12 protein-coding genes are annotated in these 15,029 nt (G+C 65.3%); 1 reads left to right on the plus strand and 11 read right to left on the minus strand.

Features of this window, described 5'->3' with window-relative positions; all coding sequences use genetic code 11:
• The first annotated feature begins 51 nt into the window (after positions 1-51).
• A complete protein-coding gene (locus QX094_RS06950; RefSeq protein WP_316187699.1) occupies positions 52-1,257 on the plus strand; it encodes an alpha/beta hydrolase family protein in 1,206 nt (401 codons plus the stop codon).
• 204 nt (positions 1,258-1,461) lie between these two features.
• Here the strand turns inward: QX094_RS06950 and ftsH are convergent, their stop codons facing one another.
• The 11 genes from ftsH to QX094_RS07005 form a co-directional block, all read right to left on the minus strand.
• The gene (ftsH, locus tag QX094_RS06955) at positions 1,462-3,378 is read right to left on the minus strand and encodes an ATP-dependent zinc metalloprotease FtsH (protein WP_315717576.1); all 1,917 of its coding nucleotides are present in this window, start codon (positions 3,376-3,378) and stop codon (positions 1,462-1,464) included.
• A gap of 235 nt (positions 3,379-3,613) precedes the next feature.
• Complete coding sequence (gene tilS, locus QX094_RS06960) at positions 3,614-4,687, minus strand: tRNA lysidine(34) synthetase TilS (protein WP_315826698.1); 1,074 nt, start codon at positions 4,685-4,687, stop codon at positions 3,614-3,616.
• A gap of 61 nt (positions 4,688-4,748) precedes the next feature.
• Positions 4,749-5,798, minus strand: a complete 1,050-nt coding sequence (ybgF, locus tag QX094_RS06965; protein ID WP_316187700.1) for a tol-pal system protein YbgF — start codon at positions 5,796-5,798, stop codon at positions 4,749-4,751.
• A 202-nt stretch (positions 5,799-6,000) separates the two neighbouring features.
• Positions 6,001-6,495 (minus strand): peptidoglycan-associated lipoprotein Pal, encoded by a 495-nt coding sequence (gene pal, locus QX094_RS06970; protein ID WP_172133860.1) that lies wholly within the window; start codon positions 6,493-6,495, stop codon positions 6,001-6,003.
• A 279-nt stretch (positions 6,496-6,774) separates the two neighbouring features.
• Positions 6,775-7,497 carry an N-acyl amino acid synthase FeeM domain-containing protein gene (locus QX094_RS06975; RefSeq protein WP_315717579.1) on the minus strand — a complete coding sequence of 241 codons (723 nt, stop codon included), beginning with the start codon at positions 7,495-7,497 and terminating at the stop codon, positions 6,775-6,777.
• A 354-nt stretch (positions 7,498-7,851) separates the two neighbouring features.
• On the minus strand, positions 7,852-10,191 hold the full coding sequence (locus tag QX094_RS06980; RefSeq protein WP_315826695.1) for a putative bifunctional diguanylate cyclase/phosphodiesterase: 2,340 nt from the start codon (positions 10,189-10,191) through the stop codon (positions 7,852-7,854).
• Between the two features lie 246 nt (positions 10,192-10,437).
• Entirely contained in the window at positions 10,438-11,709 is a 1,272-nt protein-coding gene (gene tolB / locus QX094_RS06985) for a Tol-Pal system beta propeller repeat protein TolB (RefSeq protein WP_315717581.1), read from the minus strand.
• A gap of 68 nt (positions 11,710-11,777) precedes the next feature.
• Positions 11,778-12,812, minus strand: coding sequence for a protein TolA (locus QX094_RS06990; protein WP_316187701.1), 1,035 nt, complete (start codon positions 12,810-12,812; stop codon positions 11,778-11,780).
• Positions 12,809-13,288, minus strand: a complete 480-nt coding sequence (locus tag QX094_RS06995) for a biopolymer transporter ExbD (protein ID WP_315717583.1) — start codon at positions 13,286-13,288, stop codon at positions 12,809-12,811. Before QX094_RS06995 ends, QX094_RS06990 begins: the two co-directional genes overlap by 4 nt.
• A gap of 39 nt (positions 13,289-13,327) precedes the next feature.
• On the minus strand, positions 13,328-14,011 hold the full coding sequence (tolQ, locus tag QX094_RS07000) for a protein TolQ (RefSeq protein WP_315717584.1): 684 nt from the start codon (positions 14,009-14,011) through the stop codon (positions 13,328-13,330).
• A 456-nt stretch (positions 14,012-14,467) separates the two neighbouring features.
• Complete coding sequence (locus tag QX094_RS07005; protein WP_315717585.1) at positions 14,468-14,953, minus strand: DUF2852 domain-containing protein; 486 nt, start codon at positions 14,951-14,953, stop codon at positions 14,468-14,470.
• Positions 14,954-15,029 lie beyond the last annotated feature (76 nt).

Raw genomic sequence — 15,029 nt, forward strand, 5'->3', positions numbered from 1 at the left:
CTGTATCGCAGGGTCCGAATGCAACCAACGGCGGCAGGCCGGGGAGATCCCATGTTCGTTCATCGCGCTCTCATCGCACTGCTCGTCTGCGTCATTTGGCCGGCCGCAACCCGCGCCCAGGACAAGGGGCCCGTGCGCGTCTCCTCCGACGTCAGCTATGAATATCTGGCCCGCTGGGACGTCGCCCGGCTGAACACCATCCTCACCGTCGACACGCCGAAATTCGCGGGTCTTTCGGTGACCTACACCCCGGCCCGCAACGCCGTCCGGCTCTATCGCGTCACCTATGCGTCCGTCATCCCCGAGCGCGGAAACAAGCCGATCACGGCGAGCGGCCTGCTCGCAGTGCCCGAGACCGGCGAGACCAGCCTGCCGATGGTGTCCTATCAGCACGGCACGGTGTACGGGAAGCAGGAGGTGCCGTCGTTTCCGGAGCAGTCGCCCGAGACCCAGCTGATGATCGCGCAGTTCGCGGGACAAGGCTATCTGCTGATCGGCGCCGACTATTTCGGGATGGGCATCTCGACCGAGCCAGAAGGCTACATGGTGAAGGCCAGCCATCAGCAGGCCACCTACGACATGCTGCGGGCGAGCCGCGCCGTGCTCGACCAGATGAAGCTGACGAGCGCCAGGCTCGACATCGCCGGCTGGTCGCAAGGCGGCTTCGTGACCATGGCCTTTCTCGAGAAGCTCGAAAGCGCCGGCGTGCCGGTGACGGCGGCGGCGACCGCGAGCGCCCCTGTCGACGTGTCCGTGGCGCTCAACGGCTTCCTCAGCTTCCCGCGCAAGAACGACGCCGCCTGGGTCAATTCGCTGTTCATCCTGTCGGCGTTCGCGTTCGAGAACTACTATGCGGTGCCGGGGCTGGCGCGCTCCGTGATCAGCGACAGCTACTACGATGTGGCGCGCAAGGCCTATGAGCGCGAGCCCTTCAACGTCGCCGACGTCCCGACCGATCTGCACAAGCTGCTCAAGCCCGACTATTTCGATGCGGAGTATTTCGCGGCGTCGGCCTACGGCCGCCTGGTCGCGCAGACGCAGGCCTATCGCTGGATCATCAAGACGCCGGTGCGCAACTATTACGGTGAGACCGACGAGGCGATCTCGACCGGTCTCGGCCGCCTGGCGATGACCTACCAGCAGGCGATCGGGGCCGGTAACAGCAAGGTCGAGGCGGTGTCGACGGGACCGACCAGCCATCGCGGCACGTTCGCGACCGCCGTCCCGCAGTGGAAGGCCTGGTTCGACAAGCCGTGATGCGCGCGGCGCCGCTGGATGCGGTCCGCGGCAACCCCGTCAACACACGGACTTCTCCCACGCTCATAACCGCGGTTCGGACCACCGCCGGCACCGATCTCCAAGCAAACAAAAGGCCCGGCTGCAAGCCGGGCCTGTCGTTTCTCTTAATCTTCCGGATCAGACGGGCTGACCGCCGGATGTCCGTTGCATATCAACCCTGGCTCACGCCTGAGGCTGCGGCTCCAGGCCCGGATCGGGCCGCGGCCGCGGCTTGCCGGCCGGCGGCACGGCCGACGCGCGCGGCGTCGACGGCTCGATCGCCGATTCGCGGTTCGGCTTCTTGCCCTTCAGGAGGTCGTTGATCTCCTCGCCGGTCAGCGTCTCGTATTCGAGCAGCGCCTGGGCGATCGCTTCCCAATCGTCGCGCTTCTCGGTGATGATGCGGCGCGCCTCCTGCTCGCCGGCCTCGATCAGGCCGCGAATTTCGGAGTCGATCAGGCGGGCGGTATCGTCGGAGATGTTGGTCGAGCGCGCCACCGAATGGCCCAGGAACACCTCCTGCTCATTGCTCTGGTAGCGGACGCGGCCGAGCTTGTCGGACATGCCCCATTCCATCACCATCGCACGAGCGAGGTTGGTGGCCTGCTGGATGTCGCCGGTGGCGCCGTTGGTCACCTTCTCCGGACCGAACTTCTGCACCTCGGCCTCGCGGCCGCCGAACATCATCGCAAGCTTCGAGACGCACCACTCACGGGTATGCGAGTGACGGTCGGCCTCGGGCAGCGACTGCACCATGCCGAGCGCGCGGCCGCGCGGAATGATGGTCGCCTTGTGGATCGGGTCGTGGCTCGGGACGTTGAGGCCGACGATCGCATGTCCCGCCTCGTGATAGGCGGTCAGCATCTTCTCTTCCTCGGTCATGACCATCGAGCGGCGCTCGGCGCCCATCAGCACCTTGTCCTTGGCCTCCTCGAACTCGGACTGCGTTACCATCCGCTTGTTGCGGCGAGCGGCGGTCAGAGCAGCCTCGTTGACGAGGTTCATCAGGTCGGCGCCGGAGAAGCCGGGGGTGCCGCGGGCGATGGTCTTGAGGTTGACGTCCGGCGCCAGCGGCACCTTGCGGACGTGAACCTTGAGGATCTGCTCGCGGCCGATGATGTCGGGGTTCGAGACAACGACCTGGCGGTCGAAGCGGCCGGGACGCATCAGCGCCGGATCGAGCACGTCGGGCCGGTTGGTGGCCGCGATCAGGATCACGCCCTCATTGGCCTCGAAGCCGTCCATCTCGACCAGCAGCTGGTTGAGGGTCTGCTCGCGCTCGTCATTGCCGCCGCCGAGACCGGCGCCGCGATGACGACCGACAGCGTCGATCTCGTCGATGAAGATGATGCAGGGCGCGTTCTTCTTGGCCTGCTCGAACATGTCGCGGACGCGGCTGGCGCCGACGCCGACGAACATCTCGACGAAGTCAGAACCCGAAATGGTGAAGAACGGCACGTTGGCTTCGCCAGCGACGGCGCGCGCGATCAGCGTCTTGCCGGTGCCGGGAGGGCCGACCAGCAGCACGCCGCGCGGGATGCGGCCGCCGAGCCGCTGGAATTTGCCGGGATCGCGCAGGAATTCGACGATCTCCTGCAGGTCCTGCTTGGCCTCGTCGACGCCCGCGACATCCTCGAACGTCACCCGGCCATGCGCCTCGGTCAGCATCTTGGCGCGCGACTTGCCGAAGCCCATCGCCTTGCCGGCGCCGCCCTGCATCTGCCGGGAGAGGAAGATCCAGACGCCGATCAGCGCGATGAAGGGCAGCCACGACACCAGCAGCGACACGAACCACGGCACGTTGTCGCCGGGCGGCTTGGCCTGGATGTTGACCTTGGCGTCGTACAGGCGCTTCACGAGGTTCGGATCGCTCGGCGCGTAGGTCTGGAACGACGAGCCGTTCTTGAAGGTGCCGTGAATCTCCGGCCCCTGGATCACGACGTCGCGCACATTGCCCTGATCGACCTCGGTCAACAGCTGCGAGAAGTTGATGTCGGTCGACGACGCGCGTTGCCCCGGGTTCTGGAAGAGTGTGAACAGCGCCAACAGCAACAGGACAATAATGACCCAAAGGGCGAAATTGCGCAGATTGGCGTTCATCGATTTTCCTTCGTGGTCGCGCGGATCGCGGCCGTTCGTCCTCGGACTCATCCCTGGGTAGCCACGAGGGAATCCCCCGGTCGACCATCTCGTAATCTAGGTACCACTCGCCGCAATGCCAAGGGAACTAGAAAGGACTATTTATCGCATCCTAGCCCGATTCCCGCTCAAAAAATGGCGCGGGAAAGCGCCGCCAAGGCAGGTGGTTAAGCGTCCGCGAAGGCGGTGAACCGCTTCAGACCCCGCGCGACCGCCGCGGCGGCGCGGGCGTGATGCGGATCGTCTCTCTCGTCATGCTTACCAGTGCACCAGCCAGGGTCTGTTTTAGCCTGCCCGGAGCAGACGTACCACCATCTGCGATCTCCGCAAGAGTCCGGTCCAGCCGCGCCAGCAGCGACTCTGCCTTGCCGAGTTCCACGGGACCTTCGGTTCCAACGCGGTTGATCGCGCGCATCAGCAGCCGCAGCCTGATTTCGGCTGGAAGTGCGACAAAGGCGCGCGCCTCGAAGGTCTCGCCGTGAATCGCGCCCACCGGCCTGCTCCCGGCCGCGCGCAGTGCAAGATAGCGTTCGGCGCCATCCACCATCAATTCGATCGCGGCATTGGCCCGTCCGAGCCGGTCGGCCAGCGTCGCCAGCGTCCGGGCATCGCCGCCCTCGGCGGCCAGAGCCGGCATCAGGGCGCGCAGCCGCGGCCGGGTGAAGGCGGGATCTTGATTGGTCGGGTCATCTGCGAAGGGGATGCCGGCCGAGCGCAGCGTCGCCACCAGCCTGGCCTTGGCAACGTCGAGCAGAGGCCGCGCCAGCAACAGCCCTTCACGCTCGCTGAGCGGTGCCATCGCCGCGAGCCCCGCAATGCCGCTGCCGCGCAAGAGCCGCATCAGCACGGTCTCGGCCTGGTCGTCACGGGTGTGGGCGGTGACGACGTGTCCGGCGCCAGCCTGCCGCGCGGCGCGTGCCAGCAGGCGATATCGTGCCAGGCGCGCCGCTTCGGGAATCCCAGTGTCCGGCTTCTCATCGTTCCAGCGCAGGGTCCGATGTGGAATTGCCAGCCTGCGCGCGGTCTCCTTCACCATGCGGGCTTCACGGGCGGACTCGCGCCGCAGCGCATGGTCGACCGTCACGGCCACAAGGCGCGGCCCCTGCGCGAGCCCCGCGCGCCACTGCGCCGCGAGCCACATCAGAGCCATCGAATCCGGACCGCCCGACACGGCGAGCACCAGCGCGGGCGCCCCCGAAAGCGGGGCGAACAGGCGCTCGGCTTCGGCTGCGGAGATCGCAGGATCGGCTTCGGAACGGGCCTTGGACATGGCGCCGCAGCCTACCCGCCCCGCCGATTATAGGCGAGAGGCTACCCTCGCCCGGGGACGTTCAGCACTTCACCCGCTTCTGCTCGCGATCGACGGTCGCCTTCACGCCCGCCGAGGCGCGCGGATATTTACGCGTCACTTCGCCGAACGCGGCGCAGGCGGCCTCCTTCTCCTTCAGCGCGGCCAGCGACTGGCCGAGCCGGAGCAGCGCATCCGCCGCCTTGCCCGACTTCTCATATTTCGTCGTCACGGCGAGGAAGACCTCGGCGGCATCGCGATATTGCTGACGCTGGTAGAAGCTCTCGCCGAGCCAGTATTGCGCGTCGCCGACCATCGGATCGTTCGGATATTTCTGGGTGAAGTTGCGCATCGTCTGCTCGGCCAGCGCGTAGTCGCGGCGCTGCATGTAGCCGATGCCGAGGTCGTATTCGTCGCGCGGCGTCTGCCGCGGCGGCGCGGTCTCCAGTCCGCCAGCGCCGGGAGCGGCGGCCGGCGGAGCACCCTGGGGATAGCGACCGCCCGTGTTGGCGAGAGTCGTGGGATCGCCGGCGGGACGGCCGGCGGGCTGGCCGCCACCCGGCTGGATCGGCAACTGGCCGCCGCCGAGCGCTTGCGGGGCGCCGGGAGCCGTCGGATTCTGGCTCGGATCGAACGCATCGCCGCGGCGGCCCCGGCCAGGGGCCGCGGGCTCCTGGACGATTTGCACCGGCGCGCCGGCCTGCGGCTGCGCGTAGCCCGGCTGCTGCTGGGGATAGGCCTGTTGCGGCTGGCCGTACGGCTGCTGGCCATATTGCTGCTGGCCGTTGGCCGGCTGAGCAGCCTGGCCGTAGGCGGGATTGGCCTGCGCCGGCGCGGCCGCGGTCGGCTGCGCCGCGGCGGCGCCCCCAGGTGCTGCGCCCTGCAGTTGTCGCAGCCGGTCCTCGAGCTGGCGATTGCGATATTGCAGCTCCTCGTTCTGACCGGTCAGTTGCCGGAGCTGATTTTCGAGCCGCTGAATCCGGATCTCGGGATCATCATCATCGGTCTGGGCGAGCGCCCGCGACGAAAATGCCTGGCACGAAAAAATGACGAGCGCGGCGAGGATCGCGGCGGCGCTCCGTGGAAGAAACATGAACGACATGCTGCCCTGACGACCAGATCGGCGAGACGTTGAAAACAGGCCTGTGAGCGTGGCTGTAAAGCAGAAATGCGACGGATACAAATGACGTTCAAGCGAAGAAAAAACCAAGTCCGGCCGAGACCCGCCGACAACAAACGACGAAGCCGGCGTCGATGGGCGACGCCGGCTTCATCAGCAACGGATTCGTTCAGCTTTATGAACTGGCGTTCAGGACCGTGACCGCACGGCGGTTCTGCGACCAGCACGAGATGTCGTTACAGACCGCCACCGGCCGCTCCTTGCCGTAGGAGATCGTGCGCATGCGGCCCTGGTCGATGCCGCGCGACGCCAGGAAGTTGCGGACCGACTGCGCGCGCCGCGCGCCCAGCGCAATGTTGTACTCGCGGGTGCCGCGCTCGTCGGCGTGGCCCTCGATCGTGAAGGAGTAGCGCGGATAGCTCTGCAGCCACTGCGCCTGCTTCTCCAAGGTCGCGATCGCCTGCGGCGTGAGATCGGTCTGATCGCTCTCGAAGAAGACGCGATCGCCGACATTCACGACGAAGTCCTGCTGGCTGCCTGGAGTCGCAGCGCTGGCCATCGCCCCGTCGGCCCCGGTGAGATTCTTGTTGGCGCAGGCGCCCATCGACAGCGCCACGGCCAGCACGGCGGCCAACTTCAATCCCTGGAGGATACGCATCTGATATTTCATTCCCGGAGCCTCCACGCTCACGTTCTTAGACTGCCATCCGGTCTACAGGGCGATGGTTAAGCGAACGTTCCGTCAACCTTGATAGGGTCTTGCCGAACCCCGTCAAATGCTAACGAAACCCGAAAAGCGACCGCGATGGTTAATGGGTTGTAAATGTGGCGCCAGGGTGAAGGCAAGCCGCTCAGCGCCTGCAGCAGGGCGCTTTTTCGCTGATTTTTGCATCGCTGCCACGGTGCGAACCGGCCGGACGGCCGAACTGGCCCCGATATCGGCCGACGATCAGCCGGCCCTCGCGACCGCGTGAATCCTGAACGAATCAGTGAAGGCGTCCGGCGCCGGACGATCGAACAGCATCCGTCGCTCGAACGCGCTCGATCGCATGAACGGAAAGCGCTGGAACACGCGATCGCGGATCGAAGGATAATGCGCCGCCACCAGGCCGACCGGCTTGGTGAGGCCGGAGTAGAGCCGCGGTTCACCCCATGGTTCCTGCAGGAACACCTTCTTGTAGAACGCACGATGCTCGGGGCGCACGTTGGCGAGACCGATATCCGCATTGAAATGGGCGCAGGCAACGTAGCCGAGCCGGACGGTCACATAGGGAAGCGCCGGAAACAGCCGCGCCTTCTCATGGTCGGCGACGAACCGAGTCGGGTCGATGATGACCTTGCCGCGATCGAGCTCGGGATGCAGCAGGTCGGCGAACATGTCCGAGGACAGCGATCGGCGCCATTGCGAGTTCAGCACGCTGATGCGGATCGAGCTGTAGAGCTCGCCATTGACGTAGACGCCGAAGATGAAGCTGTTGGGAAGATCGTCATATTCGTCGCTGACGCGTTCGCTGGGCGACGGCAGGATGGCGCCTTCACGCAGGTAGGCGCGGTAGCGCAGCCGATAGATCTCGTCCTTGTCTTCAGCAGTCAACGCCAGTCGATAGTCCACGTTCTCCAGCACATCCGACTTCTGCTCAGCAACGGCACTCACTCTAGCCGCCGACTTCATCCGCAACCCCTTTTCACACAACTCCTACGAGCAGTATGAGCTTAACAGCGGGTTAATGCCGACGCAAAGCTTTCGCCGGTACAAAGTTAACGGCACGTAGAATCCCGGAGGCGTAACCGTGACTTACGGGATTGGATGCTACGCTGGACGATTGCTTCGGATCACTTGCGTATCAAATCGAAACGGATTCGCTTGGCATGCACGTGCGATGTTTCCGAACGATGCGACGTGGGGTTGTTACATTGCCATTCCCATACGAGCCATGCTCGGACCGGCGGGATGCTGCGCACAGAGCCGCCTTCAGCACTGGTCGGTCTTTCCCGGCACCACCGCATCAAGGCGGAGGTCGGGCGATCAAGCGATCGAACGTGTCCCGCCGGCGGCCGCGATCGCCCCGTCGCTCGAACGACGCCCATGCGATGCATTCAGGAGCTGCCGGATGCGGATGGCGGGGACGGGCCGGCTGAACAGATAGCCCTGCGCCTCGGTGACCGTACCGTCGGCGCTGACCAGTTCGAGCTGCTCGTTGGTCTCGATGCCCTCCACCACCACCGACATGCCGAGATCGGCGGACAATCTTGCGACACCGCGCAACAGGGTCAGCGGCCGATCGCTGTCGATGCCTTCGAGGAATGAGCGATCGATCTTGACCTTCTCCAACGGGAAATTGTGCAGATAGCTGAGGCTCGAATAGCCGGTGCCGAAATCATCGAGCGAAATACGGACCCCGAGCATGTGGAGCTGCGACAGCACATCGTGGGTGAGCTGAGTGTTGCGCAACAGCGAGGATTCGGTGATCTCGATCTCGAGCCGATGCGGCGGCAGCCCGGACACTTCGAGCGCGTAGCGGACCTCACTGAGCACATCGCGCTGATGGAACTGCTGCGGCGAGAAGTTGACGGCGACGCTGACCGCATCCGGCCATTTCATGCATTCCAGGCAGGCCTTGCGCAGGATCCAGCGGCCGAGATCGACGATCAGGCCCATGTCCTCGGCGACGGGAATGATGTCGACCGGCGAGACCGTGCCGCGCACCGGGTGGTTCCAGCGCAGCAGCGCCTCGCAGGTCGAGATCTTGCCGGACTTCAGGTTGACCAGCGGCTGGTAGAACAGCTCGAACTCCTCGTTCGCCAGCGCCTTGCGCAGGTCGAGCTCGAGGATGCGGCGTGCTTCCACCGTCTGGGCGAGTTCATCGCGGAAGAAGCAGAAGGTGCCGCGTCCCTCCGCCTTGGCGCGATACAGCGCCATGTCGGCATTCTTCAGCAGGGTGTCGGCGCTGATCCCCGGCGCGGTCATGGCGATGCCGACACTGGCGCCGATCTCGACCAGGTGATTGTCGATCTTGTAGCGCTCGCTGAGCTGGTCGACGATCCGGCGCGCCAGCATCGCCGCGTCGTCGTTGGAGCGGATGTTGCGCTGGAACACCACGAACTCGTCGCCGCCGAAGCGCGCGACGAAGTCTTCAGGACGCAGCATGTCGCGCAGCCGCTCGGAGACCGCGCAGAGCAGTTGATCGCCGCAGGGGTGGCCGAGCGTGTCGTTGACCTGCTTGAAGCGGTCGAGATCGACGAACAGCAGCGCGGACAATTCGCCGTGCCGCTGCGGAATCCTGAGCAGCCGTTCGATCTCGTCGCGGAAGCTGACGCGGTTCGGCAAGGTCGTGAGCTCGTCGTAGCGCGCCAGATGCGAGATGCGCGCCTCGGCATGCCGGCGCTCGGTGATGTCCTCGAGCAGGACCACGGCGCCGCCGTCGGCCATCGGCTGGAAGGTCCAGGACAGCGACCGGTCGCGCGCGACGTCGGGATCGCTGGTAATGACATTATGGGTCTTGGTGTGCTCGATCTCGGCCAGGATCAGCCGGCCGCTCGAAGCGGAGATCGAGCCTGCAATCACGCAGGCGTTGATGATGTCGGCCGCCTTGCCGCCACGCTGCAGGATGTCATCCGGCAGGCTCATCATCTGGCCGAAGCGATGGTTCATCACGGCCAGACGCCCGTCGGAGCGGAACATGCACAGGCCGTGCGGCATGTTGTTCAGGGCCGTATCGAACTGCTTGGCCAGTGCGGCCTCGCTTTCGCGCGCCACGAAGGCCTGGACGAAGATCCGCTGCAGGTTGGTCGAGATGTGTTTCAGCGACACGAAGAACAGGACGCAGAACGCCGCCATGCCCAGGTAATAAGGGCTGCCGTGGATCGCGAGGGCCACTGCGAGCGGTCCGCAGGCGAGCAGGATCTGGACGTGGAAGATCCAGGGCCGCCCGTAGGTCCGGCCCGCGCCCGCCGACATGTAGCAGAGCGTCACCGTGATCGCGATCAGGTGCACCACCGGGTCGCTGTTGTCGACCAGGGCGACCACGCACCAGACGCCGAGCACCAGCGCATAGATCATGGCGCCGATCTGGTAGCGAACCTCCCAGCGCTCGACCGCCTCCTGCGTGAGGCGGCCGTTGTCGCACAGGCTTCGATAGTAGCGCATGTCGAGCGAACGGAACGCCCCTGCGATGATCAGCATCGCGGCACACGGCCACAGATTGACGTCGCCGCTCTTGATCGCGGTCATGACGGCGGCGACGGCGGCGCAGAGTGCGCCGGCGAACATCGGGCCGGGATCCTGGAAGAGGGAGTCGACGAGAGCCGCCTGGATCGCAGGCGACAACTTTCGATCGTCTTCTCCGTTCTGAGTGGCAAGCTGCATTCGTGCGCACGCGTCCTGTTCGGTGCACAAACATTACCGCTCGCAGGTGAAGTCTTTCTGAGGGAACATCGTTAGCGGAGCGTTTCCGCGTTCGCGAAGTGCACGAATTCGCTCGAAAATTCAGAGAACTAGGCAAACACTACCCGGCTACTACAACTAATAGTTCTGCCTTTCCATAGAACACGCATCGCGCGACTGGAAAAATCGCGTCCACCACGACGTGAGCGGGCCCAGAGGCTCGCTCCATCACGACAGCAGCGGCGACCAGGCCGGATCCGAGGCGAAGCCCGGCGTCGGCACCTTCTGCTCGAAGCGGCCGGAGACGTCGATCGAATATAGCGACGGACCAGCGGTGCCGCCGGGGTCACGGAAGAACATCAGCACGCGGCCGTTGGGCGAGAAGGTCGGCCCTTCGTTGTGGAAGCCGGCGGTGAGGATGCGCTCGCCCGAGCCGTCCGTCTTCATGATGCCGATCGCGAACTGGCCGCCGCCCTGCTTGGTGAAGGCGATGAAGTCGCCACGCGGCGACCACACCGGCGTCGAGTAGCTGCCCTCGCCGAACGAGATGCGCTGCGCTGCGCCGCCACTGGAGGACATCACGTAGATCTGCGGTTTGCCGCCGCGATCGCTTTCAAAGCAGATCTGGCTGCCGTCCGGCGAGTAGCACGGCGAGGTGTCGATCGCCGGCGTGTCGGTGAGCCGCGTCGTCGTGCGCGAGCGCAGATCCATCACGAACAGGTTGGAGTTGCCGCCCTGCTGGAGGCTGAGGATGATGCGCTGGCCGTCCGGCGAGAACCGCGGCGAGAACGACATGCCGGGGAAGTTGCCGACGATCTCGCGCTGGCCGGTCTCGATGTTGAACAGATAGACCCTCGGGTCACCCTGCCCGAACTCCATGTAGGTGATTTCCTGGCTCGACGGCGAGAACCGCGGCGTCAGCACGAGGTCGGCGCCGCGGGTGAGGTAGCGGACGTTGGCACCGTCCTGATCCATCAGCGCGAGCCGCTTGACGCGCCGCTCGGACGGGCCGCTCTCGTCGACGAACACGACGCGGCTGTCGAAATAGCCCTTCTCGCCGGTCATCTGGGTGTAGATCTGGTCCGAGATGATATGTGCGATGCGCCGCCAGTATTCCGGCGCCGTCACATATTGCTGGCCGGTGAGCTGCTGGCCCGAGTTCGGGTCCCACAGCCGAAACTCGGCCTTCAGCCGCCCGTCCGGCTGCCGCGTCGCGCGGCCGGTGACGAGCCCGCGCAGATCGAGCGGCTTCCAGCTCGCGAATTGCGGCGGGGCCTCGAAATTGCTGATGCGCTCGGGAAAGGCGGCCGGGTCCACCGGCGCGAACAACCCGCTGCGCTTGAAATTGTTGGTAATCACCTGTGCGATACCGTTGCCGACATCGGCGTCACCGGCACCGCCGGGCACGAAGGGCGGAATCGCGATCGGGATCGGCTTGAACTCGCCGGGGCCGATAATCACACGTTGCGCGAACGCGGGCCCCGCGCCCAAGGCTGCCATGGCGGCTCCTCCGCCCAGCAGAACCTGGCGCCGCGTGGTGGATCCTGTCTTGCGCGTCGGAGGTGTCGTCAAGTTCGGCCTCGCATCGAATTCATCATTTTGAGGTTGAATGTCGCGGGTATCAACTTCCACTCATTGTACCGGTTCTTCGGCAGAAACGCGTAGGGCGCACAGTTCTCGACCGCACGCTTGGCATTTTCCGCCATGGCCAGGCTGACGGTACGGGACGGTCCGGTCATGCCGACGACGGCGGGAGCAGCAAAGAGCGATCCATCCGGCCGTAGCTGGATATCGAGATCAACGGAGATCTTGTCTTCATCCACGCCGCTATAGGGCGCATTGAAGCAGCGGGTGACCGCCTCCTGGAACGCGGCCTGCCAGCTCGCGACATTGGCCTCTGCCGTTCCTCGCACCGAGCCCAGCGCCGCATTCGCATTGATCTCGGATCCCGTGACCGCCTGCCGCGTCGGATCTTTCTGATTGATCAAGCTCGCCATCTTCTCGGCGTCGAACTTGCGCTCGCTCTTGTGCTTGGGCGGCTCCGGCGGCGCGGCGGCGGCCTGCGGCTTCGGCGGCTGCTTCGCCTTGTCCTTGTTGAGCACGCTGGCGATCTGGTCCGGATTGAACGGGTCCGGCTTCTTCTCCTCCGGCTTCGGCTTCTCGGCCGGCGCGGGCTTCGGCGGCTCCGGCTTCTTCTCGGCCACCGGCTTCGGCGTATCCGGCTGCTTCTCGACCGGCTTCGGCGGATCGGGCTTCTTCTCGACCGGCTTCTCCGGCTTGGGCTGCGGCTCAGGCGCGGCGTCGGTCTCGGTGACCTGCTTGGTATCGACCTTGCCGACGATGTCCTCGGTCGGCTTCTTCTCGCCGATCTTGTCGGCCAGCAGCTTCTGGGATTCCTTCTTGCCCATCAGCGCGCCGGCCTTGGCCTTCGAGCTGTTGTCCTCCGAGATCACGTCGACCGGCACAAGGTCCTCCGGCGGCGCCACCATCGAGCGCGCGGAGAAGCTGAACAGGCCCCAGCACAGCACGAGCACGTGCAGGGCGACGGACAGCACTGTCCCCTTGCGCGTGCGCACGAACCGGATGAGGTCCTTCGACGTCATGAGCCCTGATCCGGCAGCACGACGATGCTGGCGCGATAGCCGGCATCGCGCGCCAGGCCCAGCACCTTCATCATGTCGGAGTAGCAGGCGTCGCGATCGCCGCGGATCTTGACGACGTTGTCGCCGCCGCCGGCGCCCGCCTCCTTCATCGCCTTGATCTTCGGCCCAAGCTCGTTGATCGCGATCGGCGAGTCACCGAGATACACGTCCACCTTCGACGCGCAGCCGCCGCCGGTCTTCTTCACGGTGACCTCGAGCGGCGGCTTGGCGTCGGCCGTCGAGGCCGAGCCGCCTTGCGCCTGGGGCAGGTCGACCTGGATGTTGACGGTGAGCAGCGGCGCCGCGACCATGAAGATGATCAGCAGCACCAGCATGACGTCGACCATCGGCGTGACGTTGATCTCCGCCATCACGGCCGCCTTGCGCCGACCGCGGCGACCACCGCCGCCGGACGCGCTGCCCATGCTCATGCCCATGCTGTGGTACTCACGATCCGGATGCCACTATACCTGCCCTCATCCCCGCTCGTCGATCTGACGGGACAAGATGGCCGAAAATTCATCTGCGAAGCCTTCCAACCGCTGCGCCTGCCGGTTCACCTCCGAAGAGAACTTGTTGTAGAAAATCGTCGCCGGGATGGCCGCGATCAGGCCGATGGCAGTGGCGAACAGCGCCTCCGCGATGCCCGGCGCGACCACCGCCAGCGAGGTGTTCTTGGAAGCCGCGATCGCCTGGAAGCTGGTCATGATGCCCCAGACCGTGCCGAACAGACCGACGAACGGGCCGGCGGAACCGACCGTGGCGAGCACCAGGAGACGGCGTTCCAGCCGCTCGACCTCGCGCGCGATCGACACGTTCATCACCTTCTCGATGCGCATCTGCAGGCCGGCGAAGGAGCGCGCGTGGCCCTCGAACGAGCGCTTCCACTCGCGCATCGCCGCCACGAAGCACGCCGCCATGGATTGCGTCGGCTTCGCCGATAGCACCCGGTACAGCTCCTCGATGGATTCTCCGGACCAGAAGGCCTGCTCGAACCGGTCCATCGAGCGACGGGTCCGCGAGAACAGGAACATCTTGTCGATCGCAATCGCCCAGACCCAGATCGAGCAGGAGATCAGGCCGAGCATGATGATCCGAACTACCCAGCCGGCATTGCCGAACAGATCGATCAGGGACAGGCCGCCGCTATCGACAGACATCTGCAGTATCCTCTCAACCAATCATCCCGGGATGCCCGGGACCATGCAGCCGCCGTTCCATGCCGGATGCCGTCGCGGCGGAAAGCGCCTGCGCGAGAAAACCCTGAACTGATCGCTTTAAGAGGCCCGCCGAAGCCATAAGCGGCCTGCTTCCTCTGCCAACGTGTCAAAACAAGGGCTCTTGGCGCGCGTAAGCGCCCCTTAACCAAACCCCCTCCGGGGTTAAGGCGGGGTTACCGCGGAGTATTGCCGAGGTCAAAGGTCCAGCCGGACCAGCCAGATAGAGCCTTTGTGATCAGCCGCTTGACCGTTTTGGCCGGCGGCGGACAGCGGCCAGCCGCCGCAGGCGGGCGGTATCGGAGAACGCAAAACGCCCGCCGGCGGGGGAACCGCAGGCGGGCGTCTTGTGCCGTCAGGGCGGGGGCTGAAAGCCCTGCGGCGTCAGGTGAGAGGCGATCAGCTCTGCGGCTGGTCGTTCGGCGGGGTCGGACGCGGCTTGTGCTGGGCCATGAACGCGTCGAACTCCTCCTTGTCCTTGGCGTGGCGCAGCCGGGTCAGGAAGTCACGGAACTCCTGCTGCTCCTCTTCGAGCCGCCGCAGGGTCTCCATGCGGTACTCGTCGAAGGCGCGGTTGCCGCTCGAAGCCGGCTGCGAGAAACCGAAGCCGAAGCCGCGGCGCTCCATCTTGTCGCGCATGCGGTCCATCTTCCACTGCATCCGTTCCATCTTGTTCGACCAGCGATCGCCGCCGTTCCAGCACGACATCTTTCTGCTCCCGAGTGTGAAAAAGAGAAGGGCAAGTCCGATCGGCCACCAGATGATGAAGCCGAGCACGGTCACGGCGATCCAGCCGGGATGCCAGGGCGACTCCATCATGCGGGGCCGGTACCTCTGCTCCTCCTCCGAACCGCGCCAACGATTGACATCTGCGGTGTAGGCCATCTCCCTCTCCATTCGCGGCGCCATGCCGTGTGAATGTAAATAACATTTACATAGCTAGCTCAACCCGGGATTTTGT

It is taken from the genome of Bradyrhizobium sp. SZCCHNS1050 (assembly GCF_032484785.1).
Classification (GTDB): domain Bacteria; phylum Pseudomonadota; class Alphaproteobacteria; order Rhizobiales; family Xanthobacteraceae; genus Bradyrhizobium.

Bases quoted from the DNA above. Each gene is read 5' to 3' on its own strand.
- QX094_RS06950 (WP_316187699.1), top strand. From the start codon at position 52: ATGTTCGTTCATCGCGCTCTCATCGCACTGCTCGTCTGCGTCATTTGG.
- ftsH (WP_315717576.1), bottom strand. From the start codon at position 3,378: ATGAACGCCAATCTGCGCAATTTCGCCCTTTGGGTCATTATTGTCCTG.
- tilS (WP_315826698.1), bottom strand. From the start codon at position 4,687: ATGTCCAAGGCCCGTTCCGAAGCCGATCCTGCGATCTCCGCAGCCGAA.
- ybgF (WP_316187700.1), bottom strand. From the start codon at position 5,798: ATGTTTCTTCCACGGAGCGCCGCCGCGATCCTCGCCGCGCTCGTCATT.
- pal (WP_172133860.1), bottom strand. From the start codon at position 6,495: ATGAAATATCAGATGCGTATCCTCCAGGGATTGAAGTTGGCCGCCGTG.
- QX094_RS06975 (WP_315717579.1), bottom strand. From the start codon at position 7,497: ATGAAGTCGGCGGCTAGAGTGAGTGCCGTTGCTGAGCAGAAGTCGGAT.
- QX094_RS06980 (WP_315826695.1), bottom strand. From the start codon at position 10,191: ATGCAGCTTGCCACTCAGAACGGAGAAGACGATCGAAAGTTGTCGCCT.
- tolB (WP_315717581.1), bottom strand. From the start codon at position 11,709: ATGGCAGCCTTGGGCGCGGGGCCCGCGTTCGCGCAACGTGTGATTATC.
- QX094_RS06990 (WP_316187701.1), bottom strand. From the start codon at position 12,812: ATGACGTCGAAGGACCTCATCCGGTTCGTGCGCACGCGCAAGGGGACA.
- QX094_RS06995 (WP_315717583.1), bottom strand. From the start codon at position 13,288: ATGGGCATGAGCATGGGCAGCGCGTCCGGCGGCGGTGGTCGCCGCGGT.
- tolQ (WP_315717584.1), bottom strand. From the start codon at position 14,011: ATGTCTGTCGATAGCGGCGGCCTGTCCCTGATCGATCTGTTCGGCAAT.
- QX094_RS07005 (WP_315717585.1), bottom strand. From the start codon at position 14,953: ATGGCCTACACCGCAGATGTCAATCGTTGGCGCGGTTCGGAGGAGGAG.